Origin of the sequence: Cryptosporangium aurantiacum (assembly GCF_900143005.1) — a bacterium.
GTDB lineage: Bacteria > Actinomycetota > Actinomycetes > Mycobacteriales > Cryptosporangiaceae > Cryptosporangium > Cryptosporangium aurantiacum.
In genome coordinates this window covers 882,282-908,040 of sequence record NZ_FRCS01000001.1, presented here as the reverse complement: position 1 = coordinate 908,040, position 25,759 = coordinate 882,282, and the positions used below count along the sequence as shown (strand labels likewise).

Sequence of the window (25,759 nt, the reverse complement as noted above, 5' to 3'; positions counted from 1 at the left end):
CCGGTATGGATGCTTCGGTTAGCCGCCCGCTGAGCACTGAACCCGAAGCGTCGGCGGCGGCGAGTGGCGGGCCGGACCTCATTCCGTTCCGGCAGGCCGTCCGCACCTGGTTCCTGATCTCGCTGCAGACCTTCGGTGGTCCGGCCGGGCAGATCGCGGTCATGCAACGGCACCTGGTCGATGACCGCCGCTGGATCGGCCAGCGGCGGTTCCTGCACGCGTTGAACTACTGCATGCTGCTGCCCGGCCCGGAGGCGCAGCAGCTGGCGATCTACATCGGATGGTTGCTCAACGGGCTGCGTGGTGGCCTGGTCGCCGGGACGCTGTTCGTGCTACCCGGCCTGGTCGCGCTGCTGGCGCTCTCGGCGATCTACGCCGGCTACGGCGACACGACGGTCGTCACCGCGATCTTCGCCGGCCTCGCCCCGGCAGTCGTGGCGATCGTCGTCCAGGCGGTCTGGCGGGTCGGTTCGCGGGCGCTGAACAGTCCGGCGCTGATCGGGTTCGCGGTCGCCGCGTTCGTCGCGCTGGCGGTCTTCGGGGTGCCGTTCCCGATCGTGATCGCGCTGGCCGCGGCGGCCGGCTGGGCACTGCACCGCTGGCGGCCCGACTCGGTGGCCTCGGCCGGGGGGCATGGCGACAAGGACGAGGGCCCGCCCCCGCTCATCGCCGACGACGCCCTGCACCACGATCGGCCCTCCCGGCGGCGAGCCGCGATCATCCTGTCCGTCGGGCTGTTCGTCTGGGCGCTCCCGGTCGCGGTGGTCGCGGCGTTCACCGGGGTCGGCAGCATCTTCACGCAGCAGAGCCTCTTCTTCTCCGGTACGGCCGTGGTGACCTTCGGCGGCGCCTACGCGGTCCTCGCCTTCGTCGCGCAGCGGGCCGTGGAGCACTACGGATGGCTCTCGGCCGGGGACATGGTTCGCGGCCTCGCGCTGGCCGAGACCACGCCGGGTCCGTTGATCATGGTCGTGCAGTTCGTGGCGTTCCTCGGCGCCTATCACCATCCGGGCGATCTCAACCCGTGGGTCGCCGGCGTGATCGCCTCGCTGCTGACGACCTGGGTGACGTTCGTCCCCTGCTTCCTGTTCATCCTGCTCGGCGCCCCCTACGTCGAGCGGCTGCGCGGAAACCAGGCCCTCTCGGCGGCGCTGACCGGCATCACCGCCGCCGTCGTCGGGGTGATCGCCAACCTGGGCCTCTACTTCGCCGTCCACACCCTCTTCGCGGAGAGCAACACGGTCACGACTGGCCCGCTGCGCCTGGATCTGCCCGACGTCACGACGCTCCGGCCGGTGTCGCTGGGGATCGCCGTGGTCGCCGCGGTGCTGATCTTCTGGCTGAAATGGCCGGTGCTTCGCGTCCTGGGGGTCAGCGCCGCGCTCGGGCTGGCAGCCGGCCTGATCGACGCGGCGATCAACTGAGTTCGCCGGGTTATCGGGGTTTTGGCCGCCGGAAGGACCCCGATAACCCGGCAGATCGTGGGGCGCCTAGCTCAGCCAGGCGCCCTGGCGCAGGACGCGCGCCAGCTCGAGGTCGTCGTCGAGCAGCACCAGGTCCGCGTCCAGGCCGGGGGCGATCGCGCCGCAGCGGTCGGCGAGCCCGATCAGCCGGGCCGGCGTCCCGGACGCGGCCGCCGACGCGTCGACGATGTCCATGCCGACCTCGGTGACCGCCCGGCGCAGCGCGGCGTCCATCGTCAGCGTGCTGCCGGCCAGCGACCCGTTGGACGCCAGCCGGGCCTGTCCGTCGCTCACCACGACGTCCTGGCCGCCCAGCACGTAAGTCCCGTCGCCGACACCGGTCGCATCGATCGCGTCGGTCACCAGCACGAGACGGTCCGCGCGGCGCAGCAGCAGCCGGGCCGCCGCGGGATGGACGTGCACACCGTCGTTGATCAGCTCGCACGCCACCCCCGCGTCGAGCGCGGCAGGCACCGGCCCCGGTTCCCGGTGGTGGACGCCGCGCATCCCGTTGAACGCGTGCGTGACCATCGACGCGCCGCGCTCGAACGCGGCCAACGTCGTCGCGTAGTCGGCGTCCGTGTGGCCGACCGCCGCCACCACACCGGCCGCGACCAGCTGGTCGATCAGCTCGAGGCCACCCGGCCGCTCCGGCGCGACCGTGACCACCCGTACGGTGCCGCGCCCGGCGTCCAGCAGCTTCCGGAGCGCACCGGCGTCGGGGTCGATCAGGTGCGCCGGGTTCTGCGCTCCACAGCGGGCACTGGCCAGGAACGGACCTTCCAGGTGGGCACCTACCACGGTCGAGCCGGCGGCCACCGCGTCAGCGACCCAGCGCAGCTGCTCGGCCAGCGCGTCGACCGGCGCGGTGACCAGCGAGATCAGCGTCCGGGTGGTGCCGCGGGACGCGTGGAACGCCACGCCGGCCGCCAGGTCGTCCGCGGACGTGGTGAAGTCGTGCCCGCCGCCGCCGTGAACGTGCAGGTCGACGAAGCCCGGCAGCAGCCAACCGCCGCCGAGATCGACCACCGGCCCGGCGCCGCCCGGCGCGGGCCCGGTACCCAGGTCGGTGATCGTCGAGCCCTCGACGGATACCCAGCCGGAGTCCAGGACGCCCGACGGGGTCACCACCCGGGCGCCGATGAGCAGCGTCACCGGGACGCCGCCAGCGCCGAGCGGAGCGTGCGGTGACCGGCGGCGAGCGCGGCGGCCTCGGCGGGGGTCAGGCCGGCGGTCAGCCGCAGCACGGCCGCCCTGGCATTGCCCTCACACTCGTCGAGCACCCCGAGAGCCTGGTCGGGCGGACAGCCGACGATCTCGGCCACCAGCCCGGCGCTGCGGGCCCGCAGCTTCGCGTTCGCCGGGACCACGTCGATCATCACGTCGCCGTGTACGCGGCCGAGCCGCACCATCGCCGCCGTGGTCAACGCGTCGAGCACCAGCTTCTGCGCGGTGCCTGCGGTCAGCCGGGTGGAGCCGCGCAGCACCTCCGGGCCGACCGGCACCTCGATCGCGACGTCGGCCGCCGCGGCCAGCGGCGAGGCCGCCACGGTGGTCACCGAGACCACCGCACCGCCCAGCGAACGGGCCAGCTCCACCGCGGCGAGCGTGTACGGCGTCCGGCCGCTGGCCGCGACCGCGACCAGCACGTCTCCGGACCCGAACCCGGTCTCGGTCAGGTCCCGGCGCCCGGCGTCCACGTCGTCCTCGTCGCCGTCGGTGCCGGTCAGCCCGCCGGGCCCGCCGCCCGCGGTGCGGGCAGCCACCCGGTCACGGGAGAGCCCGAACGTGCCGGGCAGCTCGGCCGCCTGCAGCACCGCGAGCCGACCGGACGTCCCGGCGCCGATCAGCACCAGCTTGCCGCCGTCGGCCATCCGGGCGGCGATCAGCTCGGCGGCGTCCGCCACCCGGGGGGTCGCCGAGCGCACCATGGGCAGAACCCGCGCCTCGGCGTCAAAGAGTCGCTCGGCCACCCCGTGTGCGGAGAGCTGGTCGAGCGGGAGATCACCGGTCACGAGGCACCGCCGAAGCGAGCGCCGGCGAGTGGGAGCGGTAGCCGGGAAACACAGTTCATCGGGTGTGGGTCACTTTCGAGAGGCCGCGAGGTCGGTCCGGGTTCTCGCCCCGGTCGAGGGCGATCTGCCTGGCGAGCCGCTGCAGCGGCAGGATGTCGAGCACCGGTGCGAGCGCCGCGGGGACGCCGTCGCGCACGACCGGTAGTTCCTGGCCTTCTCCGACCACCAGGACGTCCGCACCGGAGGTCCGCAGTTGCGAGACGACCGGAGTGACCGCGTCGCCGCCCGCGTCCGGCGTCGCCACCGCGATCACCGGCACGCCGGAGTCGATCATCGCGAGCGGGCCGTGCAGCAGGTCGGCGGTGGAGAAGGCCTGCGCGGAGAGGTAGCTGGTCTCCATCAACTTGAGCGCGGCTTCCCTGGCGGTGGGGTAGCCGAACCCGCGGCCGGTGGTGACCAGCCGCTCGGCGAAGCGGTACCGGGCAGCGGCGACCGGTATCGCGTCCTCGCGGGCGAGCGTGGCGGCGGCCGCGTCGGGCAGCGCCGCCGCGTCCGACGCGGAGCCGCCGAGCAGCAGGTAGAGCGCCAGCAGCTCAGCGGTGTACGTCTTGGTCGCGGCGACCGCGTTCTCGGCGCCGGCCCGGACGTCCACCGAGAACTCCGCGGCCGAGGCCAGCGCCGAACCGGGGTCGTTCGTGACCGCGACCGTGGTGGCCCCGCACTCCCCCGCCACGGTCAGCGAGTCGACCAGGTCGGGCGAGGCGCCGGACTGGCTGACGCCCAGGAACAGCACGTCCCGGAGGTCGGGGCGGCTGCCGTAGAGCGTCATCGTAGACGGGGACGCGAGCCCGGCCGGGAGACCGAGCCGGGTCTCGATCAGGTACTTCGCGTAGAGCGCGGCGTGGTCGCTGGTGCCGCGGGCGGCCAGCAGCACGAACCGCGGCGCACGGGCGCGCACCACCTCGGTGACCTCGGCGATCGCGTCGGCGGTCGTCAACAGCGAAGCGAGGATCGAGGGCTGCTCGGCGATCTCCGCGCCCATCAGCGCGCCCGGCTGCGCCGGCGCGCTCGCGCCACCTCGCGCCGGGCCTGGATCGATCCCGTCGGAGGCCGCGTCCGTATTCGTCTCGTTCGTCACCTGCGTCATCCTTTCACCGCGCCCGCGGTCAGCCCGCCGACCATCCGGCGCTGGACGATCAGGAAGAAGATCAGCACCGGCAGCGTGAACAGCGTCGATCCGGCCATCGCGCCACCCCAGTCGTCGCCGAACGCCGTGCGGAACGTCGCCAGCCAGACCGGCAGCGTGTAGTGGTCCTCGCTGCGCATGAACACGAACGCGTACAGGTACTCGTTCCACGCGGTGATGAAACCGAAGATGGACGTGGCGACCAGGCCGGGGCCGAGCAGCGGCAGCACGACCCGCAGGAATGCCTGCCAGCGGGTGCAGCCGTCGACGAGCGCGGCCTCCTCCAGCTCGGCGGGCACCGCGGCAACGAACCCGCGCAGCGTCCAGATCGTGAACGGCAGGATCGAGACGAAGTACACCAGGATCAGCGCGGGCAGCCGGTCCAGCAGGTCGAACTGCCGGAACACCAGGAAGTACGGGATGAACAGCGCCTCGAACGGTGCCAGCTGCACGGCCAGGATCAGGATCAGGTACGCCTTGCGGCCACGGAACCGGAACCGTGCCACCGCGACCGCCGCCAGCAGCGCCGTCACGGTCGAGAGCGCGACCGCGGCCAGCGTCACGAACAGGCTGTTGCGGACGTAGATCCAGAAGCCGGGCCGCTCGACCGCCGTGGCGAAGTGGTCGAGCGTCGGGCTCGTCGGGAAGAGCACCGGCGGGTCGCTCTGGATGTCGATCGTCGGCAGGAACGCGGTCCGGAGCATCCAGTACGCGGGAAACGCGAAGAAGAGGATGACGACCAGCGCCACCGCGTTGGGCCATGCCTTCCTGGCGAGCCTCATGAGTCCAACTCCGTCTTCAGCATGTGCCGCAGGTAGAACACCATCCCGACGGCGAGGATGAGCACCATCACGACGGCGCCCGCGGCGGCCAGCCCGTAGCGGCTGGACGCGATGCCCACGTCGTAGAGGTAGATCGGCAGCGTGGTCGTCGCGCCGTCCGGTCCGCCCTGCCGGATCGCCCAGACCTGGGTGAACACCTTGAAGTCCCAGATCGTCGACAGGAACGCCAGCACGGCGAGGATCGAGCGGAGGATCGGGAGCGTGATCGTCCGGAACGCCCGGACCGGTCCGGCGCCGTCCATCCGCGCGGCCTCGTAGTACTCCTCCGGGATCGAGAGCACCCCGGCCTGCACGGTGAAGGCCACGAACGGCACGGCCTGCCAGACGATGACCGTCACGATGACGCCGAACGTCGAGATCCCGGTGGCGAACCAGTCGTGGTTCGGCGTCCCGAGGACCCAGTTGACGACGCCGTAGTTCACGTCGAACAGCCACTGGAACAGCGTCGTCGCGGTGACGATCGGCACCGCCCAGGCCACGACCAGCGAGATCGACACCGCGATCCGCATCTTCTTGCCCAGCCGGACGAGCAGTAGCCCGATTCCGGTGCCGAGCGTCATCGTGAGCGTGACGCAGACCGCGGTGAACGCGACGGTCCGGCCGACGACCTGCCAGAACTCGGGGTCACCAAGGAGTTCGGTGTAGTTGTCGACGCCGGTCCAGATCGTCACCCGGCGGACCAGCTCGCCGAAGCCGAGCTGCTGGAACGACATCCGGAACAGCAGGAAGACCGGGTATCCGAACAGGGCGACCAGCGCGACCATGCTCGGCACGATCAGGATGTACGGCAGCGGCTCGCGCCGCCCCTTCGCGGCGGGCGGCTCGCTCGGCGGCGCCACGTCGGCGCCGTCCGGAGCCGGCCGCGACACGGTCGGCGTCGGCACGCTCATCGGCTCGACTCCTCTTGACAGATAGGTGCCGCCGGGCCCGAACGGACCCGGCGGCCTTGACCTCAGAGACTCACTTGGCCTTCGCCATCGTCTCGGTGATCGAGGTGCTGGCTTCCTTGGACGCGGTGGCCACGTCGGTGCCGCGGAGCACCTTGGTCATCGCGTTCTTGATCGGGTTCGTGCCGCTCTCCACCGCGGCCCAGGCCGGGGTGACCGGCGTGACCTTGCCGCCGTTGGTGGCCGCCGACGCCATGACCTTCGCGGCCTCGTTGTCGCCGTAGATCCCGTCACCGAGGTTGTCCAGCGCCGGGACCACGCCCGCGCCGGCCAGCGTCGTCTGGTGCTTCTCGCTGAGCATCAGCTTCAGCCAGTCGGTGGCCGCGTCCTGGTTGGGGCTGGCCGCCGCGACGCCGAGGTTCGAACCACCGAGGAACACCGGGGCCGGACCGGTCGGGCCGGGGATCGCGAACGTGGCGATGTCGTCGGCCAGCTTCGGGTTACCGCCCTCGGCCGCGGTGGCGGTCGCGATCTCCCACGGGAGACCGATGAACATCGCGACGTTGCCCTTGGCGAACACCGTCGACTGCTGCGGGTTGGCCTCGTCCTGGTCGACCGGGCCCTTCGACAGCGCCTTGTAGATGTTGGCGTAGTCGGTGAAGCCCTGCTGCGCCTCCGGCGTGTCCAGCGTGCCGGTCCACTTGTCGCCGTCCTGCTTGGCGACGTCGCCACCGCGGGCCCAGACCCACGACAGCAGCGTGTACCACGACTGGCCGGGGAGGTAGAGCGCCTGGAACTGCTTGTTGGACGCGTTCGCGGTCTGCAGCTTCTTGCCGGCGGCGATCAGCTCGTCGATCGTCTTCGGCGGCGCGGTGATGCCGGCCTTGGCGAACATGCTCTTGCGGTAGACGACGATCCGGTTCGCGGCGTAGAACGGCGTCGCGAACGTCTTGCCGTCCTTCTCACCGGTCGCGGCGAGGCCCTCGAGCCAGTTGTCGCCGCCCAGGTCGGACTTGGCGTCGGTCAGGTCGGCCAGCGCGCCGGACTCGACGAACCGCGGCGCCTGGGTGTTACCCAGCTCCACGATGTCCGGCGGCGTGTTGCTGGCCAGCGCGGTGGTGAGCTTGTCCTGGATGCCGTCCCACTGCTGGACCTGGTAGTCGACGGTCCAGCCCTCGTGGGCCTTGGTGAACTCGGTGTTGATCTCGTCGACCAACGCGTCCGGCGCGGAGCCGGTCATCAGCCAGACGGTGAGCTTCTTCGTCCCGCCGTCACCCGCGCTGTCGTCGCTGCTGCTGCAGCCCGATAGCGCCAGGGACGCGGTGACCAGTGCGGTGATCCCCACGGTCAACGCTCGGCGAACGCCCACGTCGCCTCCTTCTTAGGTTCGGTCCGACCTCGATCGGTCTGACTGGTGGCCGCGCCGTGCTCGGCGAGTGGTCCATACCGGTCTAGCCCGGGACTGTGGCACAGCCCCTATGTGGCGTCAAGGAGTCAGTTCGGTAACGGCCGCCGGAACAGTCCCGGCGGCCACCGCTTACAGCCGGATGCCGGCCAACAGCTCGGCCGCCACCCGCAGATTCGGACGGCCGGCACCGCCGACGAACACGCGCGGTCCCTCGGTGAGCACGTCCGGGCGTGGCAGTCCGATGTCGACGAGCACGGCGTCGGGACGCCGCTCGTATACCGTCTGCCAGGCGGCCCGCTGCCATGCCGAGCGGGCCACGTCGCGGCCGACGACGACGACCGGAAGGCCGTCGGGCAGATCGAGCGTGAGCGGGACCGCGTCGCTGGTCAGCCGGTGGACGGCCAGTGGCTCGCGGCCCACGGCCGCCAGCGGCCCGGCCAGGTCCCAGTACGCCTCGCCGACCGCGAGGTTCGGTGTGTCGCGCATTTCGACGACGATCGGCCGCGCGGCCAGCGGCGAAGCACCCAGGACGAGCGCGGCGCGGCGAGCGGCCTCCAGGCCCGGGTCGTCCCAGCCGTTCAGGCTCGCGGAGCCGCACACCCAGCCGGGTTCGGGATCCGGCCGGGGCGGAGCCTCCCGGAGCCAGCCACGCAGGGCCTCGACGCGTTCGGCGGCCTCCTCCAGCCGGGCACGGGGCAGCGACCCGTCCTCGACCGCGGCCAGCACCGCCGACCGGACCCGGAGGTAGAGCCCTTCCCCACCGATCGCGCCGAGGCACAGCGCGTCGGCGCCGGCCCGCAACGCGGCGACGGCACCGGCCTCCGTCCCGACGCCGTCCCGGATCGCCCCCATGTCCAGCGCGTCGGTGACGATCACGCCGTCGTAGCCGAGCTCGCGCCGGAGGACGCCGGTCAGCAACCGGCGGCTCATCGTGGCCGGAGCAGCGTCCAGCGCGGGGACCACGACGTGCGCGGTCATCACCGAGCGGACGCCGGCCTCGACCGCGGCGACGAACGGCGGCAGATGGACGCGGCGCCACTCGGCCTCGCTGCAGTCGACGACCGGCAGCGCGTGGTGCGAGTCGGCGCGCGTGTCGCCGTGCCCCGGGAAGTGTTTCGCGCAGGCCGCGACGCCGGTCTCCTCCAGCGCGCGAATCCAGGCCGACGCATGTGCGCTGACCAGCTTCGGATCGGCTCCGAACGCCCGGACGCCGATCACCGGGTTCTCCGGTGCCGAGTTCACGTCGACGTCCGGCGCGAGGTTCCAGCCGATGCCGGCCGTCCGCAGGCCGACGCCGATGCTCTCGGCCACCTTCGCGGTGAGGGTCACGTCGTCGGCGGCGCCGAGGACGTAGTTGCCCGGCGTGGGGCTGCCCTCGCGGTAGTGCACCCGGGTGACGTCGCCGCCCTCCTCGTCCACCGCGAGGACGACGTCCGACTCGGTGTGCAGCAACTCCGCCAGGCGCGCGGCGTCCGTATCAACGAGGAGGTTCTGGCCGTACAGGACCACCGCCCCGAGGCCGGGCGCAGCCCGGCGGAGCCACTCCGGCGGGTCCGGTTCCTCGAACCCGACCAGCAGAACGCGGTCGACCAGCTCTTTCATCAGGCTCCCCCTCCGGGTGGATCGATGTCCAGCGACGCACGCAGCTGATAGCGGTCGGCGCGGTAGGTGGAGACGACGTACTCGACCGGCACCGAGCCCGCCCACGACCGGCGCTGGAGCCGGAGCACCGCGCTACCGGGGGCGAGCGCGAGCAGCTCGGCGTCACCGCGGTCGGCGATGCCCGCCTCGATCACCTGGTCCCCGCGGTCCAGGGCCAGGCCGTACTCGGCCGCGAGCAGTTGGTAGAGCGAGCGGTCGGCGAGCGACTGGTCGAGCAGCCCGGGTACGAGCCGCGCCGGCAGGTGCGACCGTTCCAGCGCCATCGGGACGCCGTCCGCGGTGCGGAGGCGCTCGACGACATAGAGCGGGGCACCGGCCTCGACGCCCAGTTCGCGGGCCACGGCTGCGGGCGCGTCGATCGCGCGTCGGCCCAGGTCACGGGCGCCCGGGACCATGCCGCGGGCACGCATGTCGTCGCTGAACGAGGTCAGGCGCAGCGGCATGACGATCTTCGGCCGCGCCACGAAGGTCCCGCGGCCCTGGACGCGGTAGAGCTTGCCTTCGCTGACCAGGTGCTCGATCGCCTGCCGCGCGGTCATCCGGGAGAGGCCGTAGCGGGCGGCCAGCTCGCGTTCGGACGGGACCGGCGCGTCGACGGTGAGTTCTCGCTCGATCAGGTCGAGGAGGATCTCGCGCAGCTGGTAGTACTTCGGCACGGGGCTGCGGGCGTCGATCACGTTCGGTGTGTCTCCGGGGTTGTTCACGGCGCTCAGCATGGCCTCCGACCTCGTGCAGCTCTGGTCCAGCCCGGACTAGACCACTTGGATGACCTGGTCGTCAAGAGCGCCTCCGCTGGACAGCCGCGCGACACTGAACCGATGCCGCAGCAGCTCGACCGCTTCCCGCAGCTCGTCGCCCGCTATGCGGAGCGCCTGCACCTCGCCCTGAGCCCCGGCCACCAGGTGGCTTCGCCGCTGGGTGCCTGGCTCGTGCTGGCGCTGGCCGCACCGGCCGCGACCGGATCCGTCCGCGCCACGCTGGAGGACGTCCTGGGCGAACCGGCCCAGGCGGCCGCTGCCCGCGCCGGGCGTCTGCTGGCCGAGCCGCACCCGGCGGTCGCCGCGGCTGCCGCGCTCTGGACCAGGGCCGACCAGCGCACGCCCGCGCTGCAGGCGTGGGAGTCCGGGCTGGCCGACGTCGTCGAGCGCGGCGCGGTGCCCTCCCAGGAGGGGGCGAACGCGTGGGCCGCCGACCGGACCGGCGGGCTGATCGACGAGTTCCCGATCCAGGTTGATGCCCGGACGCTGCTCGTGCTGGCGTCGGCGCTGGCCACCGACGTGTCGTGGGGGACGCCGTTCGACACGGTGCCGGCCGCGGAGCTCGGGGCCGACAGCCCGTGGGCCGGCCGGGTGACGACCGCGCTGCGAGCCCCGAGTATTCACCGGTGTTTCCTGGCCCTCACCCGTGACGCCGGGACCGTCGCCGTGCACGCCGCCGACAGCGCGGACGACGACCCGCTCGTCGTCGTCTCGGTGATCGCGGCACCCGACGTCGCGCCGCCCGCCGTGCTCGCGGCGGCCCACCGGATCGCGTCCGACCACGTCGCCGGCCTCGCCCCTCGGCTCTCGCTGTTCGACCTGCCGCTGGGCGAGGGCCACGCGTGGACGATCACCGAAGAGCCGACGCAGACGCACGCCCGCGACGGACGGGAGGAGCGCTTCGCCGCCACGCTGCCGGCCTGGTCCGCGCGCAGCACGCACGACCTGCTGCGGGATCCGCGCACCGGGTTCGCGGAGGCCGCCGCGGCGCTGGTGCCGCTGCTGCCACCGCAGCCCGAGGGGTTCGCGGTGGAGGCAGTGCAGAGCGCGATGGCGGCCTACTCCCGGGTCGGGTTCAAGGCCGCGGCGGTGACCGCGCTGGGGATCCGGCTCGCCGGGATGCCGCCGGCGCCGCGGCCCGGGTTGTTACGCCGGGCCGCGTTGCGCTTCGGGCGGCCGTACGCGGTGGTGGCGGTGGCGCAGCAGCGGAGGAGGGGGCCCTGGCACGGTGTGCCGGTCTTCTCCGCGTGGGTCGCCGAGCCGTCCGAGGCCTAGCCGATCCAGACAGTCTTGGCGTTGCAGAACTCGCGGATGCCCTGGGCTGACAGTTCGCGGCCGTAGCCGGAGACTTTGATGCCGCCGAACGGCAGGTGCGGGAACGACGTCACCATGCCGTTGACGAACACGGCGCCCGCCTCCAGGTCGGTGGCGAAGCGCTCCTGCTCGGCGGCGTCGCCGGTCCACGCGTTGGAGCCGAGCCCGAAGTCGGTTCCGTTCGCGACCTCGATCGCCTCCTCGTAGGACGAGACCCGGTACAACCCGGCGACCGGCCCGAACACCTCCTCGCGGTACATCCGCATGTCCGGCGTCAGGTCCGCGACGACCGTCGGCGGGTACCACCACCCCGGACGCTCCGGAGCGGTACCACCGCACAAAACCGTGGCACCCTTCGCCACCGCGTCCTCGACCAGCTCCGCGACGTCCGTCCGCCCCTGCTCGGTGGCGAGCGGTCCGACGTCGGTCTTCTCGTCCTGGGGATCACCGACGGTGAGCGCGGCCATCCGGTCGACGAACGCCGTCGCGAACGCGTCGTACACGTCGGTGTGGACGATGAACCGCTTCGCGGCGATGCACGACTGGCCGTTGTTCTGGCAGCGTGCGGTGACTGCGACCTCGGCAGCGCGGTTGATGTCGGCCGACGGCATCACCACGAACGGGTCGCTGCCACCCAGCTCCAGCACGGTCTTCTTCAGCTCCCGGCCGGCGATCGCGGCAACCGCCCGGCCCGCACCCTCACTGCCGGTGAGCGTCGCGGCCGCGACCCGCCGGTCGCTGAGCACGGCTTCGACCTGGCCGGAGCCGATCAGCAGGGTCTGGAACGCACCCGCCGGGAACCCGGCCCGCTCGAACAACTCCCCCAGGTACAAAGCGGTCTGCGGGACGTTCGACGCGTGCTTGAGCAGGCCCGGGTTACCGGCCATCAGCGCGGGCGCGGCGAACCGCATCGCCTGCCAGAGCGGGAAGTTCCACGGCATCACCGCGAGCACCGGGCCGAGCGGCTGGTACCGCACGTAGGCCCGGCTGGCCTTCACCGCCGACGGATCGTCGAGCGGCTCGTCGGCCAGGAACGCCGCGGCGTGCTCGGCGTAGAAGCGGCACGCGGTGGCGCACTTGGCGACCTCGGCCTTCGCCGCGACGAGCGTTTTGCCCATCTCGACGGTCATCGTCCGGGCGACGTCGTCGCGCTCGGCGTCCAGAAGATCGGCGGCGGCCCGTAGCCACGTCGCCCGCTGTTCGAACGTCGTGGCGCGAAGCGCCGCGAACCCTTCGGCCGCCCGCGCCAGGCTCGCGTCGACCTGCGCCTCGGTCAGCGGTTCGAAGGTCTTGAGCACCCGACCGTCGGTCGGGTCGATCGTCGCGATCGGCACCGTGCTACCTCCCTGGATTCCCCTCGAGCGTCCCCATCCTTCGTACCCCTCACCGGTCGCCTGTACCGGCAAATGCCTGTTTCGGACGCGTGCCCGGGGCGCCACAGCGAGCTGCACGACCCGCCGCGAGCGGTCCTCAGAATCGTAACGAATAGGTATTAGTGTCACTTTCAAGGATCCACCGGGCACCGGAGGGGACCGTGCGCGTACGGCTGTCGATCTGTCTTCTCGTCACGGCGCTGGTCGGGGGGTGGTTCCTGACGCCGGCGGCCGACCACGTGGCCCGCGCCGCCGGGTGCGTCGACGAGGCCACCGGCTTCGACTGCGACTTCGCCGCCCGGCTCGAGCGCGTGAACGCCTACCTCGCCACCCGTCCCGGCTACACCGGGCTCGCCGTCTCGGACGGCTGGCGGAACCGGGTCTGGCGGAACGAGTACGCCGATCGCAAGATCTACGCCGCCTCGACCGCGAAGCTCGCGATCGCGCTGGACATCCTGATGCGCAGGCACCGGGGTGAGGTACGGCTGTCCACCAACGACTGGCGGTGGCTCTACACGTCGCTGGTGGCCAGCAACAACGGCGCGGCGAACCAGCTCTGGCGCCGCTACGGTGGCGCGTCGATGGTCGCGCGCTGGCAGGACTACGGGATGACCGACACCGGCTTCGTGCCCGGCCTCGCCCGGCACTGGGGTGCGATGAAGACGACCGCGGCGGACCTGCGCCGGTTGACCCGGTACGTGGTGCGGGAGGCGCCGAGCGACGTGCGGCAGTACCTGATCGCGCGGATGCGCGGTGTCGCGGGCAACCAGCAGTGGGGAGTGTGGGCGGCCGGATCCGGTTGGGTGCGGGGCAACAAGAACGGGTGGTTCCGGTACCGCGCGGGGTGGGTGATCAACTCGGCCGGGTTCGTCGGCCGCCGCCAGCGGTACCTGGTGGCGGTGATGGCCGACCAGCGCTCCCGCGGCAGCTACGCCAGCGGCGTCGAGACCACGTCCCAGGTCAACCGCATGCTGTTCCGAGGGCTGTGAGGGCTAGGCATCGGGCAGCGTGAACCAGAACACGCTGCCTCCCTCGGGGTTGTCGTCGATGCCGATCGTCCCGCCATGTCGTTCGACGATCCGGCGGCAGATCGCGAGCCCCAGACCGCTGCCGGAGAACCCCGCGCTCCCATCACCCCGGTGGAACGCGTCGAACACACCCTCGCGCTCGACGAACGGGATGCCGATCCCGCGGTCGGCGACCTCGATCCGCCAGCCGCCCTCGATCCGGCGCGAGCCCACCGCGACCCGAGGCGGTCGGCCCGGCGCGGTGTACTTCAGCGCGTTGCCGATCAGGTTGTCGAGGACCTGGCAGAGCATGCCCCGATCGCCGGAGACCACCGGCAGCTCACCGAGCGTCACCCGGTACGGATCGGGCTCCAACCGGTCGGTCCGCTCGGCGATCACGTCGGCGGCCAGCACGGCGAGGTCCACGTGGGCGCGGTTCAGCTCCTTGTTCTCGGCGGTGGCGTACTCGAGCAGGTCCGTGAGCATCCGGTCGGTGCGGGCCACCGCCGAACGGGCCCGGCCGAGGAACTCCTGCCCTTGGGTGTCCAGCCGGTCGCTCTCGTCGTCGGCCAGCACCTCGAGGTAGGCCGACGCCGCGGTCAGCGGTGACCTCAGGTCGTGCGCGGCGACACCGGCGAACCCGGCCAGTTCCCGTTCCCGGCGTCGTAGCTCGAGCTCGACCTCCTCGCGCCGGGCGACGTCGGCCCGCAGTGCGGCGGTCGCACGCTCGACGTCGGCCAGCGCTCGGTCGCGCGACCGGGTGAGGACGCCGACCAGCGCGGCGAGCAGGAGCGCGATCACGGTCCCGGCGAACAGGACGACGCTGTCCAGCGTGCTGTCCGGTTGGATGTACCCGTCGACCGGAGCTACCGAGAGCAGCCAGGTCCGTCCGGCGACCTCCACCCACCGGTGCTCGACCCCGGCGGTCCGCCAGCTCGGCGAGGGGGTGATCCCGATCCGCTCCGCGGCCTCCGCGCGACCGGCGATCCCACCCTCGGGGACCAGGCTCGACTGCCGCCGCGGCCAGCCGGCGACGCGCCGGACGGCCGAACCGTCGACGTCGCTCAGCTCGACCTGCACCTGCCCGGCCGCCGCGCGCCGCAGCGTCCGTTCGAGGAAATCCTGGCCGCGAAGGCCCATCACCAGCCAGCCCCGCAGCTCTCCGTCGCCCGCGTTGCCCGCCGACCGGACCGGCGCGGTGACGACGAACGACAGCTGCCGCTGGGCGGCGGGCACCAGCTCGACGTCCTTGCTGAGCACGTACGTCCGGCTGGCGGTCGGCTGCCCGCGCTGGACGGCCAGGTCCATCGCCTCCCGTGCGGGCGCGATCGCGGCCGCGTCGCGGCCGATCCGCGCGGCGGATCCGTCCAACGTGCGGTTGAGGACGACGAACCGGTGCGGTAGCGCGAGTAGGTCCGGTACCAGCGCGTCGGCCCGCTCGTCCGGGTTCCACTCCTCGGCGAGGTCCGGTAGTTCGGCGCCCGCGGACGGCATGACCAGCGACACCGCCGAGGCACCGTAGAGCCGCTCCGCGCTGAGCCCGGACATGATCGCGGCGAAGTCCGCCGGGGTCAGGCTGGTTTGCGCGCCGATCGCGGCGGTCAGGTCGGTCAGCGTGTCGACGTACCGGTTGGACTCCGCGGTCACCGCGGCCTCGATCTCCGTCGCCTGCCGGTCGAGCAGGGCCACGGCCCGTCGCTGCTCAGCCTGGTGCAGAACGCCGGTGATCAGCAGTGCGACGCTCAGCCCGACCACTCCCACGACGACGGGCAGCGACGCCCAGTGCGGCAGCCGCGCATGTCGTCCGGCTACAGCCGGGTATACGGACATAATAGGAGCTTAACGAAATATAGGTGCCAAAGCAGTGCGACGGACCCCTGCTACGGTCGCGCGGTGCCGACCCTCGTCCCCCGCTGGGGCCTCACGCTGCCGCTCGACGGCGTCCCGCTGCACCGACACCGCCCGCTGATCGACGCGGTGGCCGAACTCGGTTTCACCGACGTCTGGTCGGCCGAGACCGCCGGCGCCGACGCGTTCACCCCGCTCGCGCTGTTCTCCTCGTGGTCCCCGACGCTGCGGCTGGGCACCGCGATCGCACCCGCGCAGACCCGCGGCCCGGCGCTGCTGGCGATGAGCACCGCCGCCCTCGCCGACGCCGCCCCCGGCCGGTTCGCGCTGGGCCTCGGGGCGTCGTCGCCGGCGATCGTCGAGTCGTGGAACGGGCTGCCGTTCGAGCAGCCGTACCAGCGCGTCCGCGACACCCTGCGGTTCCTCCGCCGGGCGCTGGCCGGCGAGAAGATCGACGAGGCCTACGAGACGTTCACCGTGCGCGGCTTCCGGCTGCAGCGGGTGCCCGAGCAGCAGCCACCGATCCTGCTCGCGGCGCTGCGCCCCGGGATGCTCCGGCTCGCCGGGCAGGAGGCGGACGGCGCGATCCTCAACTGGCTGGCCGTCACCGACGTGCCGAAGGCCGTCGCGGAGCTGGGCACCGCCGAGAAGGAGGTCGCGGCCCGGATCTTCGTCTGCCCGACCACCGACCGGCAGTTCGTCGGCGTGCTGGCCCGGCGGTTGATCAGCTCGTACCTGACCGTGCCCGCCTACCGGGCGTTCCACGAGTGGCTCGGGCGCGGCGACGCGCTCGGCCCGATGTGGGACGCGTGGGAGGCCGGCGACCGGGCGGCGGCCAACGCCGCGATCCCGGACGAGGTGGTGGACGCACTGGTCGTGCACGGGACCCCGGACGAGTGCCGGGCGCACCTGCGCGCGTACGTCGACGCGGGCGTCACGACCCCGGTGGCGGCGCTGCTGCCGACGCCGGACATCGGCACCCCCGAGGGCGTGCTGGCCGCGATCCGAGCCGTGTCCCCGGCCTGACCCGCCCTCACCAGCAATCTGCCACCGGCTTGCCAACCTGCTGGAGGCCGCAGTCCCGGCGACCGCGCCGCGATGAGTTCGTACCGGACGTACCGCCACGTGGCCCAGCTGGGGCTCGATGACACCGATCTACCGGCTTCGGCGGAACCGTCGTTCGGAGTGGGCACCGTTCTCGTCGATCTGCGGCAGCTACTCGGCGAGGCGTAACGCGGTCAGAACAGGGTGTCGGGGACCGCTCCTTCCAGGGCCAGCAGGCGCCGCTTCATCTCCAGGCCGCCACCGAACCCGTGCAGGCTGCCGTCGGCGGCCAGCACCCGGTGACACGGCACGATCACCGGCACCGGGTTCGTCGCCATCGCCCGCCCCACCGCACGCGCGGCCCCGAATTCGCCCTCCACCTCGGTGTCGTTGACCCGCCGCGCCAACCCGCCGTAGCTGATCGTCTCGCCGTAGCCGACGGTCGCGTACAGCTTCTCCCGCACCTCCCTGGCGTATCCGCTGCTCAGCCGCCAGTCGATCGGCAACGAGAAACGGCGCAGCCGACCGTCGAAGTAGGCGCCGAACTCCGCCCGCACGCGCTCCACCGCCGCCGGCAGCGCGCCCGGCCGTAGCTCGAGGGCCTCGGCCGCCGACTCCGCGCCGGGCAGGCCGTCGAGCCCGACCGCCAGCACGCCCCGCCGGGTCACGACCACACCGAGTGGCCCGATCGGCGTGGAGAGTTCCACGGTCGCCCGCGTCTCGTCCTCAGCTGGAGGTTCAACCGTCACCCCGGCACGGTATCTCCCGGGTCCGACAAGACGCTCCCTGCTCAGCGGCCGGATCGAACAGGTTAGGGTTGGTCGGACGACTCGGGGGGCCGGGGGTTATGAGCCGGAGGACCAGGATGAGTGCGCGGGTAGAGCAGCGGGCCCTCCCCGGGATCGGCGTCTGCCAGGACGTAGTGACTCGGAAGGGCCGCCGCATCGGCGTGCTCACGCACCGCGATGGTCACCGCGAACTGGTGGTCTACGACGTGGACGACCCGGACGCCGCGAGCGACACAATCCCGTTGAACGGCGACGAGGCCAACGCGCTCGCGGAGCTCCTCGGTGCACCGCAGCTGGTCCGGCACCTCGCCGAGCTCCAGCAGCAGGTGACCGGCGTCCTCACTGAGCAACTGCCGGTCCTGGAAGGCTCGGCGTTCGCCGGCCGTCCGCTCGGCGACACGCAGGCCCGGACGCGAACCGGCGCCTCGATCGTCGCCGTGCTGCGGCAGGCCGAAGTCGTTGCGTCACCGGGGCCGTCGTTCGTATTCGCTCCGGGCGACATGATGGTCGTGGTCGGAACCCGAGACGGTATCGACGGCGTCGCCGCGATCCTCCGCGGCGAGGCCTGAGCAGCAGTTTTACGCGGCGCCGCCGGGCGGCGACCGCCAGGAAGACACCGGACCGTGCCGGTCCGGCGGTGAGCTGCACCCACGCGGTGGCGGCGTGCTGTGCCGTGGCCCGGGGGCCCGGAAATGACAGAAGCGGACTGAGCAGGACGAGGGAGGCCGGTGCATTCCTCCGCGACGCTGTTGATCGAGGTCGGCGGGATTCTGCTGGCGCTGGCCCTGTTGGGTCGCGCCGGACGGCGGATCGGGCTCAGCCCCATCCCGCTCTACCTCCTCGCGGGTCTGGCGTTCGGCCACGGTGGGCTGGTGCCGCTGTCGGCCAGCGAGGGATTCATCGAGGTCGGCGCCGAGATCGGCGTCGTCCTGCTGCTGGTCACGCTGGGCCTGGAGTACTCCGCGTCCGAGCTGGTGTCGAACGTCCGCGCGGCGGCTCCGGCCGGCGTCGTGGACGCGTTGCTCAACGCGGTCCCGGGTGCGGTGCTGGCGCTGGCGCTCGGCTGGGGCCCGGTGGGCGCGGTCGCGCTGGCCGGCGTCACCTGGGTCTCGTCGTCCGGCGTCATCGCCAAGACGCTCGCCGACCTCGGCCGCCTCGGTAACCGGGAGACGCCGACCGTGCTGAGCGTCCTCGTGATCGAGGACCTGGCGATGGCGCTCTACCTGCCGATCCTCACCGCGCTGCTGGCCGGCGTCGGGTTCGCGAAGGGGTCGGTGGTCCTCGGGATCGCACTCGGCACGGTCGCGATCGTGCTGGTCATGGCGCTGCGGTTCGGCCACTGGATCACCAAGCTGGTCTCCGCCGAAGACGCGGAGGCGCTGCTGCTGGGCGTCCTGGGCCTGACGCTGCTGGTCGCGGGCATCGCGTCCGAACTGCAGGTGTCGGCCGCCGTCGGCGCGTTCCTGGTCGGCATCGCGCTCTCCGGCGAGGTCGCACACTCGGCGAACGCGCTTCTCAGCCCGTTGCGCGACCTGTTCGCCGCGGTCTTCTTCGTGTTCTTCGGGCTGTCCACCGACCCGGAGACGATCCCGCCGGTGCTGCTGCCCGCGCTCGCCCTGGCGGTCGTCACGATGGGGACGAAGGTGCTGACCGGCTGGTACGCCGCCCGCCGCGCCGGGATCGGTTCGAAGGGTCGTCTGCGTGCCGGGCTCGCGCTGATGCCGCGCGGCGAGTTCTCGATCGTCATCGCGGGCCTGGCCGTCGCGGCGGGGGTCGACCCGGAGCTGGGTGCCCTCGCCACCGCGTACGTGCTGATCACCGTCGTGTCCGGTCCGCTGCTGGCCCGGCTGTCGGACCTCGACCGGTCGAAGCGGCCCTCGCGTCGGCTGTTCGTCCGCCGCCGGGAGGAGTCATCGGCGTCGATCGTCGGGCCGACCCCGCAGCCTGCCGTCGACTGACCGCGGCGAGAAAGTTCCCATAAGGGGACTTAAACGACACAATCGGCGTCATGACGTCGCCCACCGACGAGCAGAGCGGGATGCACCGGCGCGCCGGTGGGGAGCGCACCCGGGGGACGCTGCTCGCAGCGACCGTCGCGGTGCTGGGGGTCGCGCTCTCGGTACTGCTGGCCGAGGGGCTGCGGGACGTCGAGCGGCACGGTGTCGACCGGGCGATGGACCGGCAGAGCACGCTCGCCCGGACCGCGGTCGCGGCGGAGATCCGCCGGTACACCGACACCGCGCGGCAGCTCGCGGCGTCCCTCGGCGCGCTGGAGACCCTCGACGAGAGCCGGTTCGCCGCGGTGGTGCCCGACGCGACGCTCGCGGGGGCCGCCGGGCTGAGCGTCGTCGTCCCCGCGACCACCGCGCAGGTGTCCGCGGTGCAGCGCGCCTGGCGGGCCGACCTGACCGCGGTACCGGACGCTCCGAAGCACTACTTCGCAGTGCTCGACCGCCGCTGGGGCGGCACCACACCCCAGGTCGGGCTCGACCTCGCGGCAGCGCCCGAGGCGGTGGCCGCGCTGGAGGCCGCCCGGGTCTCCGGCGACCTGGTGGTCACCGACGCCCACGTGCTGCTCCCCGACCGGAACCTGCCCGCCGCCCGGCGTCAGACCTCGGTCGCGCTGGTCGCCCCGATCTACCGGTCGACGACCGCGACACGCCGGTTCGTCGGCTGGGTGCACCTCGCTCTGCATGGCCGCGACTTCCTCGAGACGACGCTGCGCGACGCGTCGCAGGGTCTGGCCGGGATCTCGCTCACCGCGACCGGCACCGGCGGGCGCACCGCCCGGCTCGGCACGGTCGCCCTTCGCGACGACGACGGGTCAGCCGTGGTGCGGACGGCCCGCCTCGCGGTCGGCCGGCAGGCCTGGCAGCTGCGGCTCCGGTCCGGCAGCTCCGCTGCCACCCTGTTCGGTATCGACGTTCATCTGGACGAGATCGCGCTGGTCACCGGCGTCGCGGTGAGCATCCTGCTCGCGCTGCTGGTGTACGGGCTGGCCGGTGGCCGGGCCCGCGCCCGCGCTCAGGTCGCCGCCGTCACCGCGGAGCTGCGCCACACCGAGCGGTCCGCCCGGCAGCAGGCCGCGCTGCTCCATGCCGTGCTCCACGGCGTCGAGGACGGCATCGCGGTCGCCGACGCGGACGGGTCGCTCGTCATGCTCAACCCGTCCGCCCAGGCGACGCTCGCGGTTCCGGCGACCGCCGGTCCGGACGAGCGGCAGCAGCACTACGGCCTCTACCGGGTGGACGGTGTCACGCCGTACCCCGCCGAGCAGCTGCCGCTGCGCCGGGCGCTGGAAGGCACCGCCTGCACGGACGAGTTCGTCATCCGCAACGCCGCGCGGCCGGACGGCGTCCGCGTGCGGGTTTCGGCGCAGCCGCTCGACCTCGGGCCGGACCGGCGCGGAGCGCTGGCGGTCGCCAGGGACGTCACCGCGCTGCGGGCCTGCGAGGCCGACCTGGCGGCGTTCGCCGGCCTCGCCGCACAGGACCTGCAGGCGCCGCTGGCCACGCTGGTCGGCTACCTGGACCTGGCGGAGGACGACCTGGCCGAGATCCGGACGCTCGGGCGGCAGCCCCGCGGCGTGACGACGGCGCTCGGCCACCTGGCCCGGGTCCGGACCGGCGCCGACCGGATGCGCCGGCTGATCGACGATCTGCTGACCTACGCCGCGGCCCGCGACGCCACGCTGCAGCTCGGCGACGTCGACCTCAACGCGCTGGTGAGCGACGTCTTTCCCGCGGTACTGCGGCCGGAGAGAACGAACCCGCCGCACGTCGTCGTGCGTCCGCTGCCGACCGTGCGCGCCGACGGTGCGCTGCTCCGCCGGCTGCTGACCCACCTCCTCGGCAACGCGGTCACCTACACCCCACCGGACGAGGCGCCGCGGATCGCCGTCCGGGCGCGACCGGTACCCGGGGAGGACAACTGGGTGCGGATCGAGATCGCCGACCACGGGATCGGCATCCCGTCGGGGCAGCACGCCAGGATCTTCCGCGGCTCCCCCGGTGCCGGTCTCGGGCTCGCGATCTGCCACCGCATCGTCGAGCGCCACGGCGGGACGATCGGCGCGGTCGACAACCCCGGCGGCGGCACGCTCGTCTGGTTCACGCTGCCGATGAGCACCGGCGCCCGGTCCGCCGACGCCGAGGCCCCCGACCTGGTCGGCGTCCGTAGCTGAGTGACCTGCCTCACTCCGACTGCGGGCGCTCACCGGCTCGACCGCCGTTCACACCCCAGCGGAACCGCGTCGTTGCGGGTATGGTGGGTGTCGGGTGGCTGTTCAACAGTGCTGGGTGCCACCGTCGGCGACCCTGACTCGAGGCGACACTGACCCTGGCAACCCCGAGGTCCCGATGAGGCCTCGAACCCTATGAGACGGCGCGCTGGCCGTCCTCGAGACGCCAAAACCGCCCTGCTCCCTTTGATCCGGGGCACGGCCGTGGCACGCCAGCGCACCGACGCGTCGACCAGAAGGGACGTTATGCCCTCACGCTCGTCTGCACCGCCCGCAGCTCCTGCCATGCTGTTCCTCGCCCCGCCGAGCGCTCCGTCCGTCGACGGCGACGACTCCGCCGGGTACACCGACACACCGCCCACCCAGCGCCGACGCGATGCCGCGCCGGGCCGGGCCGTCGGTGGCCGCGACACTGCGCGGGACGGCGGCCAACGCCGCCGCAACTCCGGCCGTGCGGCCGGTGGCACTCGCAACCCCCGCTCAGCCGGGTCGCACGCACCCACCGCAAGCGCCGACGGCGCGGGCGGGGTGAAGATGACCCGCGGTGCGCGGCGCTCCGCCACCGACTTCGGTATCACGGACGCCGAGGTGGCGAACGTCCTCGCGGCACCGTCCCGGGTCGCGCCCGAGCAGGACAACCCCGATCGCACCCGGTTCTCCGGTGCCGGCCTCACCGTGGTCACCGGCGCCGACGGCACCGTGCTCCACGTCTCCCGGCGGCGCTGACCTCTGGGCTCACTGACCTAGGCGCACTGGCCCCTGGGTCGCTGACCTCTGGGTCGCTGACCTGGGCGCACTGGCCGCTGGGTCGCTGACCTCTGGGTCGCTGACCTAGGCATGCTCTGGCCCTGGGTCGCTGACCTCTGGGTCGGACCTCTGGGCTGTCGGTCACTGGTCGGGCAGGACGACCTCGATCTCGTCGCCGAGGCGCGCTCCGAGCTGGAGATCGAGCTTGTCTCCGCTCCAGAAGCTGCCCGGGTCGTACGAGTCGGACGGCCGGTTCGCCGGAAGCAGGCCCATGGCCTGGTAGGTCAGCGCGACGACCTCGGCGCAATAGGCCGATTCGAGCGCGTTGTCCAGCCGGAGCGCGGCGTCTCCTGTGTCCCGGGAGGCGCCGAACGCCGTGCGCGCCGCCTCGCGCAACGAGCGGACGCGCTGCCTGCTCCGTCCGCGTGCCCAGCGTCCGGCCAGCCCTGCCGTCGACGGGAACGGCGTGCCGTCGAGCCGGGCGATCGTGCGCAGGACCGCGTCCTCCATCTCGCGGTTGACCGGCGCCTCGAGCTGCCGCAGCCAGGCCCGCTGCCCGTACCGGTTGCCCCAGACCTGCACCGCGTCGGCGAGCAGGTGCAATTGGACGCCACGCAGGTGCGTCCCGGCCCACACGTCGGGCAGCGAGCGGCCCAGCTCGGCGTGCCACATCAGCGGCGGCATGTCGTCGATCGTCACCGCCATGCCGACATGGTTGACCGGGCTGTTAGTGAGTGTCTGAATTGCCCGGTCAGCGACCGTGCGCCCCCGGAAGAGCCAGAGATCGCCGGTGCGAGTCTGCTCGACCGCCTCGGTCAGGGTCATCCGGTTGCCGGGCATGCCGATAGCCTAGTCACGCGGCGACCACGTGCAGGACGGGGACATTTAAGATGCGTTGGTGGAAAGTGGTGGGTCTCGCCGGCCTGGCCGGCGTCGCGGCGACCGGGGTCGCGGTTGCGCGGTCAGAGCGTCGACGGCGCGCGTACACGCCGGACGAGATCCGCGCGCGCCTGCATAGCCGGATCGACGACGCGGCGTCCCGCGAATCGACGGCCGACGACGCCACCCCGGGCCTCGGACTGAGCCGCAACGTAGTGGCCCCGTCACCGCACGCCGAGACAGGCCGCGTGGCCGCGGTGCGCACCGCGGCCGTGGAACGCGGACGCACCGCATTCCGTGCAGTCGCCGGTCGCGTGCGGACGCTGCGCGATCGGGCCGGCGGCAGCCACCGGGCGCCCTGAGCCCGTGGACACTCCCGACGGCCGCACGTCCGTCCCCGCGGCCCGCGCGGCCCAACCCGCTGCGTCCAAGACACCCCTGACCGCCGCTGGGACATCCGCGACCGGAGCGTCCGGCGCCGCGCCCGTCACCCGGACACCCGCGACCCAAGCGTCCACTGCCGGGACGCCCGCGGCCCAACCGTCCGGCGCTGGCGCGCCCGCCACCGGGACACCCGCGGCCGGAACGTCCTCGGTCGGGGTGCCTGTGGCTGGGGCCTCCGCTGAGACCGGGGTGTCCCGGGCGGCCGGGGCGCGTCCGTGCCGGTATCCGGGGTGCGACCGGCCGGCGGCGCCCGCCTCCGGGCCGGGACGCGCGCCCGAGTACTGCGCCGATCCGGGGCACAACCGGGCCGCCGCGTTCGCGGAGCGACGGCGGCGCGCGCTCGACCAGGCGGCCGAGCAACCCGCCGACGGCGGTCACGCCCACCCCACTCCCGGCGACCGTCCGGTCACCGCCGCGGGCGCACGGATGGAGCGCGCGATCGAGCGGTTCGCCGCCGCCGCGACCGACCTCCGCGACCTCGGCGAACGTGTCCTGTCCGACCTGGCGACCGGCCGCGACCCGGCCGCGATGGCCACCGAGGTCACCGCGGTCCGCGCCGCCGCCGACGCTGCGGTGGCCGCCGCCGAGGCGCGGGCGCTGCAGATCGAACACGCCGCGAGCGAGGTGCGCGCTGCCCGAAGGCAGGCCGAGACGGCCCGCGACGCCGCCCTGGCGCGGGTCGACGAACTCACCGGTGAACTCGCGTCGGTACAGCTGGCGCTGGAGCAGGCCGAGATCGAACGTGCCAACGCCGACGAGCGGGCCGCAGCCGCGCAGGCCGCCGAGAGCAGGCACCGCGCCCAGACCGACGCCGCCGAGCGCGACGCCGACGCACAGCGCGCCGCAGCCGCCGACGCCGAGCGCCGCAGCGCGCTCGCCGAGGAACGCACTGGGCACGCCGAGCAGGCGCTGGCCCTGCTGCGCGATCAGCTCGACCGCCTCCGCGCCGACCTCGACGGCGCCGTCACCCGCGCCGAAGAAGCAACCACCGCCCAACGCGACGCCGACCGCCGAGCCCAGGAGGCCGACCGCCGCGCCGCAGACGCGGAGCGCCAGGCCGCGGACGCTGACCGCCGAGCCAGCGACGCCGAACGCCGAGCTACAGACGCCGAACGTCGGGCTGCGCGCGCTGACGCCGAGCGGGATGCCGCTTCCGAGGCCCGCGCCGACGCCGACCGCGAAGTCGCCCGGGTCACCGCCGAGAACGCCCGCGCCGCCGCGGTCCGGGACGAGGCGGAACGCCGCCGCGACGTCGCGGACGCCGCGGTCGAGTCGACCAGGGCCGAGTTGGCCGCGGTCCGCACCGAACTGGCCACGGCCGCCGCCGAGCGGGACGCCGCCCGTGCCCAGCTGGCCGCGGCGGCCGAACACGCCGAACAGCGGCTCGCCGACCTCCGCGCGTCCTACTCGGAGCGACTAGCCGAATACCGGGCCGAACGCGACGCCGCCCTCCGCACCACCCAGTGACGCCGCACTCCGCGCCGCGCCGAACGCGACGCCGCCCTCCGCACCACCCAGCGACGCCGCACTCCGCGCCGCGCCGAACGCGACGCCGCCCTCCGCACCACCCAGTGACGCCGCACTCCGCGCCGCGCTGTGGGAACGCGCGGAGCGGGGTGCAGTGTCCACACCGCCCGTGCGCCGATCGTCCGCACGGATCGCCGGCCCGGCAGCCCGCGTACTGACCGCTGCCCGCGTGTCCGGCGATCACGCGATCTGCGGGTGGGCGGTGAATGGTTGACCCGGGATGGGGGTGTACGCACCCACCGCGGGACATCCATGCGCGGCGCGCCTACTCGCAAACGGGACTCGGGCGACGAACCGGGCGGCGTCCAGCGGGTTTCGGACCTACCT

24 protein-coding genes are annotated in these 25,759 nt (G+C 73.1%); 11 read left to right on the top strand and 13 right to left on the bottom strand.

Annotated features, from left to right (window positions below):
* The first annotated feature begins 5 nt into the window (after window positions 1-5).
* The gene (gene chrA / locus BUB75_RS03960) at window positions 6-1,424 is read left to right on the top strand and encodes a chromate efflux transporter (protein WP_084740195.1); all 1,419 of its coding nucleotides are present in this window, start codon (window positions 6-8) and stop codon (window positions 1,422-1,424) included.
* A gap of 66 nt (window positions 1,425-1,490) precedes the next feature.
* Here chrA and nagA read toward each other — a convergent pair whose 3' ends face one another.
* From nagA to BUB75_RS03920, 8 genes are all read right to left on the bottom strand, one after another.
* The gene (nagA, locus tag BUB75_RS03955; protein WP_073251441.1) at window positions 1,491-2,618 is read right to left on the bottom strand and encodes an N-acetylglucosamine-6-phosphate deacetylase; all 1,128 of its coding nucleotides are present in this window, start codon (window positions 2,616-2,618) and stop codon (window positions 1,491-1,493) included.
* Complete coding sequence (locus BUB75_RS03950; RefSeq protein ID WP_178379758.1) at window positions 2,615-3,478, bottom strand: N-acetylmuramic acid 6-phosphate etherase; 864 nt, start codon at window positions 3,476-3,478, stop codon at window positions 2,615-2,617. Before BUB75_RS03950 ends, nagA begins: the two co-directional genes overlap by 4 nt.
* A 55-nt stretch (window positions 3,479-3,533) precedes the next feature.
* Entirely contained in the window at window positions 3,534-4,520 is a 987-nt protein-coding gene (locus BUB75_RS03945; protein ID WP_073252770.1) for an SIS domain-containing protein, read from the bottom strand.
* 101 nt (window positions 4,521-4,621) lie between these two features.
* On the bottom strand, window positions 4,622-5,446 hold the full coding sequence (locus BUB75_RS03940; protein WP_073251437.1) for a carbohydrate ABC transporter permease: 825 nt from the start codon (window positions 5,444-5,446) through the stop codon (window positions 4,622-4,624).
* Window positions 5,443-6,396: a carbohydrate ABC transporter permease gene (locus BUB75_RS03935; RefSeq protein ID WP_073251435.1), complete on the bottom strand. Its 954-nt coding sequence runs from the start codon at window positions 6,394-6,396 to the stop codon at window positions 5,443-5,445. Before BUB75_RS03935 ends, BUB75_RS03940 begins: the two co-directional genes overlap by 4 nt.
* A 70-nt stretch (window positions 6,397-6,466) precedes the next feature.
* Complete coding sequence (locus BUB75_RS03930; RefSeq protein ID WP_073251433.1) at window positions 6,467-7,762, bottom strand: extracellular solute-binding protein; 1,296 nt, start codon at window positions 7,760-7,762, stop codon at window positions 6,467-6,469.
* Between the two features lie 168 nt (window positions 7,763-7,930).
* Window positions 7,931-9,403 (bottom strand): glycoside hydrolase family 3 protein, encoded by a 1,473-nt coding sequence (locus BUB75_RS03925; protein WP_073251432.1) that lies wholly within the window; start codon window positions 9,401-9,403, stop codon window positions 7,931-7,933.
* Window positions 9,403-10,179, bottom strand: coding sequence for a GntR family transcriptional regulator (locus tag BUB75_RS03920; RefSeq protein WP_178379757.1), 777 nt, complete (start codon window positions 10,177-10,179; stop codon window positions 9,403-9,405). Before BUB75_RS03920 ends, BUB75_RS03925 begins: the two co-directional genes overlap by 1 nt.
* Window positions 10,180-10,281: 102 nt before the next feature.
* On the opposite strand from BUB75_RS03920, the gene BUB75_RS03915 reads away from it, so the two are divergent.
* On the top strand, window positions 10,282-11,496 hold the full coding sequence (locus BUB75_RS03915) for a serpin family protein (RefSeq protein ID WP_073251430.1): 1,215 nt from the start codon (window positions 10,282-10,284) through the stop codon (window positions 11,494-11,496).
* Here BUB75_RS03915 and BUB75_RS03910 read toward each other — a convergent pair.
* On the bottom strand, window positions 11,493-12,869 hold the full coding sequence (locus BUB75_RS03910) for an NADP-dependent succinic semialdehyde dehydrogenase (RefSeq protein ID WP_073251428.1): 1,377 nt from the start codon (window positions 12,867-12,869) through the stop codon (window positions 11,493-11,495). The two genes, BUB75_RS03915 and BUB75_RS03910, sit on opposite strands and share 4 nt — an antisense overlap.
* 200 nt (window positions 12,870-13,069) lie before the next feature.
* Between BUB75_RS03910 and BUB75_RS03905 the strand changes: the two genes are divergently transcribed.
* A complete protein-coding gene (locus BUB75_RS03905; RefSeq protein ID WP_084740193.1) occupies window positions 13,070-13,897 on the top strand; it encodes a serine hydrolase in 828 nt (275 codons plus the stop codon).
* Window positions 13,898-13,900: 3 nt separating this feature from the next.
* Here the strand turns inward: BUB75_RS03905 and BUB75_RS03900 are convergent, their stop codons facing one another.
* On the bottom strand, window positions 13,901-15,745 hold the full coding sequence (locus tag BUB75_RS03900) for a sensor histidine kinase (RefSeq protein ID WP_084740192.1): 1,845 nt from the start codon (window positions 15,743-15,745) through the stop codon (window positions 13,901-13,903).
* A 63-nt stretch (window positions 15,746-15,808) separates the two neighbouring features.
* On the opposite strand from BUB75_RS03900, the gene BUB75_RS03895 reads away from it, so the two are divergent.
* Both BUB75_RS03895 and BUB75_RS48055 read left to right on the top strand, forming a co-directional pair.
* Complete coding sequence (locus tag BUB75_RS03895; protein WP_073251424.1) at window positions 15,809-16,789, top strand: LLM class F420-dependent oxidoreductase; 981 nt, start codon at window positions 15,809-15,811, stop codon at window positions 16,787-16,789.
* Between the two features lie 72 nt (window positions 16,790-16,861).
* Window positions 16,862-16,996, top strand: coding sequence for a hypothetical protein (locus BUB75_RS48055; protein WP_281248278.1), 135 nt, complete (start codon window positions 16,862-16,864; stop codon window positions 16,994-16,996).
* 5 nt (window positions 16,997-17,001) lie between these two features.
* Here the strand turns inward: BUB75_RS48055 and BUB75_RS03890 are convergent, their stop codons facing one another.
* Complete coding sequence (locus BUB75_RS03890) at window positions 17,002-17,556, bottom strand: methylated-DNA--[protein]-cysteine S-methyltransferase (protein WP_073251422.1); 555 nt, start codon at window positions 17,554-17,556, stop codon at window positions 17,002-17,004.
* Between the two features lie 116 nt (window positions 17,557-17,672).
* Here BUB75_RS03890 and BUB75_RS03885 point away from each other — a divergent pair, with 116 nt between their 5' ends.
* From BUB75_RS03885 to BUB75_RS03870, 4 genes are all read left to right on the top strand, one after another.
* Window positions 17,673-18,164 (top strand): cation:proton antiporter regulatory subunit, encoded by a 492-nt coding sequence (locus tag BUB75_RS03885; RefSeq protein WP_073251420.1) that lies wholly within the window; start codon window positions 17,673-17,675, stop codon window positions 18,162-18,164.
* Window positions 18,165-18,323: 159 nt separating this feature from the next.
* On the top strand, window positions 18,324-19,553 hold the full coding sequence (locus tag BUB75_RS03880) for a cation:proton antiporter (RefSeq protein WP_073251418.1): 1,230 nt from the start codon (window positions 18,324-18,326) through the stop codon (window positions 19,551-19,553).
* Between the two features lie 50 nt (window positions 19,554-19,603).
* Window positions 19,604-21,778 carry a sensor histidine kinase gene (locus tag BUB75_RS03875; RefSeq protein ID WP_084740190.1) on the top strand — a complete coding sequence of 725 codons (2,175 nt, stop codon included), beginning with the start codon at window positions 19,604-19,606 and terminating at the stop codon, window positions 21,776-21,778.
* Window positions 21,779-22,120: 342 nt separating this feature from the next.
* The gene (locus tag BUB75_RS03870) at window positions 22,121-22,561 is read left to right on the top strand and encodes a hypothetical protein (protein ID WP_073251416.1); all 441 of its coding nucleotides are present in this window, start codon (window positions 22,121-22,123) and stop codon (window positions 22,559-22,561) included.
* 162 nt (window positions 22,562-22,723) lie between these two features.
* On the opposite strand, the gene BUB75_RS03865 is transcribed toward BUB75_RS03870, so the two are convergent.
* Window positions 22,724-23,422: a hypothetical protein gene (locus tag BUB75_RS03865; RefSeq protein ID WP_073251414.1), complete on the bottom strand. Its 699-nt coding sequence runs from the start codon at window positions 23,420-23,422 to the stop codon at window positions 22,724-22,726.
* A gap of 50 nt (window positions 23,423-23,472) precedes the next feature.
* Here BUB75_RS03865 and BUB75_RS03860 point away from each other — a divergent pair, with 50 nt between their 5' ends.
* Together BUB75_RS03860 and BUB75_RS03855 are read left to right on the top strand one after the other, a co-directional pair.
* Complete coding sequence (locus BUB75_RS03860; protein WP_073251412.1) at window positions 23,473-23,823, top strand: hypothetical protein; 351 nt, start codon at window positions 23,473-23,475, stop codon at window positions 23,821-23,823.
* 244 nt (window positions 23,824-24,067) lie between these two features.
* Window positions 24,068-25,372, top strand: coding sequence for a coiled-coil domain-containing protein (locus tag BUB75_RS03855; protein WP_143175010.1), 1,305 nt, complete (start codon window positions 24,068-24,070; stop codon window positions 25,370-25,372).
* Here BUB75_RS03855 and BUB75_RS44810 read toward each other — a convergent pair.
* Window positions 25,322-25,534 (bottom strand): hypothetical protein, encoded by a 213-nt coding sequence (locus BUB75_RS44810; protein WP_143175009.1) that lies wholly within the window; start codon window positions 25,532-25,534, stop codon window positions 25,322-25,324. The two genes, BUB75_RS03855 and BUB75_RS44810, sit on opposite strands and share 51 nt — an antisense overlap.
* Window positions 25,535-25,759: the final 225 nt, after the last annotated feature.

Bases quoted from the DNA above. Each gene is read 5' to 3' on its own strand.
- chrA (WP_084740195.1), top strand. From the start codon at position 6: ATGGATGCTTCGGTTAGCCGCCCGCTGAGCACTGAACCCGAAGCGTCG.
- BUB75_RS03945 (WP_073252770.1), bottom strand. From the start codon at position 4,520: ATGGGCGCGGAGATCGCCGAGCAGCCCTCGATCCTCGCTTCGCTGTTG.
- BUB75_RS03940 (WP_073251437.1), bottom strand. From the start codon at position 5,446: ATGAGGCTCGCCAGGAAGGCATGGCCCAACGCGGTGGCGCTGGTCGTC.
- BUB75_RS03935 (WP_073251435.1), bottom strand. From the start codon at position 6,396: ATGAGCGTGCCGACGCCGACCGTGTCGCGGCCGGCTCCGGACGGCGCC.
- BUB75_RS03925 (WP_073251432.1), bottom strand. From the start codon at position 9,403: ATGAAAGAGCTGGTCGACCGCGTTCTGCTGGTCGGGTTCGAGGAACCG.
- BUB75_RS03920 (WP_178379757.1), bottom strand. From the start codon at position 10,179: ATGCTGAGCGCCGTGAACAACCCCGGAGACACACCGAACGTGATCGAC.
- BUB75_RS03915 (WP_073251430.1), top strand. From the start codon at position 10,282: ATGCCGCAGCAGCTCGACCGCTTCCCGCAGCTCGTCGCCCGCTATGCG.
- BUB75_RS03900 (WP_084740192.1), bottom strand. From the start codon at position 15,745: ATGTCCGTATACCCGGCTGTAGCCGGACGACATGCGCGGCTGCCGCAC.
- BUB75_RS48055 (WP_281248278.1), top strand. From the start codon at position 16,862: ATGAGTTCGTACCGGACGTACCGCCACGTGGCCCAGCTGGGGCTCGAT.
- BUB75_RS03885 (WP_073251420.1), top strand. From the start codon at position 17,673: ATGAGTGCGCGGGTAGAGCAGCGGGCCCTCCCCGGGATCGGCGTCTGC.
- BUB75_RS03875 (WP_084740190.1), top strand. From the start codon at position 19,604: ATGACGTCGCCCACCGACGAGCAGAGCGGGATGCACCGGCGCGCCGGT.
- BUB75_RS03870 (WP_073251416.1), top strand. From the start codon at position 22,121: ATGCTGTTCCTCGCCCCGCCGAGCGCTCCGTCCGTCGACGGCGACGAC.
- BUB75_RS03865 (WP_073251414.1), bottom strand. From the start codon at position 23,422: ATGCCCGGCAACCGGATGACCCTGACCGAGGCGGTCGAGCAGACTCGC.
- BUB75_RS03860 (WP_073251412.1), top strand. From the start codon at position 23,473: ATGCGTTGGTGGAAAGTGGTGGGTCTCGCCGGCCTGGCCGGCGTCGCG.